This is a genomic window from Vibrio sp. 378 (assembly GCF_033339435.1).
The window spans coordinates 1-1,565 of sequence record NZ_JAWOUO010000060.1 but is presented as its reverse complement, the minus strand read 5'-3'; the positions used below and the strand labels follow the sequence as shown (position 1 = coordinate 1,565).

Below are 1,565 nucleotides of genomic sequence, written 5' to 3'. Positions count from 1 at the left end.
TTTCAACAAAGTCACTGAAACCACGTGGAACTTACAACACCAGAGAAAACGTCATTTCAGCGAGTAAATCGGCTTTTATACCCAACAAGCTCACCGAGCGGAGTTGCAACCGAAAACAGACTCTCGATTGCCCTGCTCTGTCAGCACCAAAGAACAAAACAACCGCTAGGACAGTTACAAAACTTTGGACTGAAACAGTTGAAACTGAGTTTTGAGCATCGCCGACGCACCTGCGTATCAAACGATCCTCAGCCAAATTTTAAGCTTAGAAACGTGATTTTGACTGCTAGCTTTTTCTGGCGACTAACGCCGCGTTAAGTAGTGAGCAACGCTTAGACCTAACCTAAAACATTACGCCTTAAACACAAAACCTATTTTGAACTGAGAGCGCCACGCGTTGCGAATCTGTCTTTAACGCTTTGTTATGTACGGGCTAAAGATACACAACTGACTCCACATTGTTACCATCAGGGTCAATCAAAAATGCTGCGTAGTAGTTTGGAGCATAGTGTCTTCGTAAACTGGGTTTACCGTTGCATTTACCACCTACAGATAAGCCCGCTTCATGAAACGCTACAACTTGTAGTTTGTCGGCTGCGGAAAAAGCAATGTGGCACTTAGAATTGCTGGCACCTTTTTCAATTAGAAATCTTACATTTGGCTCGATTGAAAGCCCAAAACCAGCAGCACTTTCATCTGACCACTTTAGCTCAATACCCAATGGCTTAAGTGCATTCTTGTAAAATATGCGACATTCTTCGAATGCAGCTACCTTAATTTCAAAATGATCTATCACTCTCAATCCTTTAGAGTTAGGTTCAATTACCCTTGAAGTACATAACGCCCAATTAAGGTGTGAGGCACGCAATACCGATGCTTCCGCATACCACCTTAACCACTAAAACCAGCGCATACCAAAAATGCCACGCGTGCCGAATCACTCTTAAATTGTTTGTTATAAAGCGGACTCTACGTTAAACGCCTTTTCTAACCACACTGAGCTTATGTACTGCCCATGTTTCTTCGCATATTCATTGAAAACTCCGACTTCTCTGAAACCAAACCGTTTATGTAATGCAACTGATGCGTCGTTTGGTAATGCAACACCCGACAATACACGATGGACACCATAGGCACGAATTGATGAGAACAACTGAGTATATAGTTTAGAACCTAAACCTTTCCCCTTTGCTTCTTGTGCCAAATAAACGGTCACTTCTACGGTGTCGTCAAAAGCTGAACTTGCTCTGTACTGTTGGGAACATGCAAAACCTAACAATTCGCCGTTTTCTATAGCGACATATAGTTGATATTTGGTAGTGCTAGAGAACTGAGAAAACCATTTCTGACGATTTTCCAGAGTAAATGGAACTTCCTCAAAGCGTGCATTGGTGTGTTCAATATAAAAATTAAAGATGTCGGTAATACTAGCAACATCTTCAAGTTTACCTGTTCGAATTTCCACGAAATGTCCTTTTCTTCGAGCTTTATAACGCCTTGTTAAGGTGTGAGGCACGCAATACCGAAGGTTCCGCATAACACCTTAACCACTAAAACCAACGCAT

At 42.0% G+C, this 1,565-nt stretch carries 2 protein-coding genes; both read right to left on the bottom strand.

All coding sequences use genetic code 11. The features are described from left to right. Positions 1–433: 433 nt before the first annotated feature. On the bottom strand, positions 434–796 hold the full coding sequence (locus R7Q48_RS24050) for a VOC family protein (RefSeq protein WP_256903418.1): 363 nt from the start codon (positions 794–796) through the stop codon (positions 434–436). 159 nt (positions 797–955) lie between these two features. Further along, entirely contained in the window at positions 956–1,465 is a 510-nt protein-coding gene (locus R7Q48_RS24045) for a GNAT family N-acetyltransferase (protein ID WP_104979357.1), read from the bottom strand. Positions 1,466–1,565: the final 100 nt, after the last annotated feature.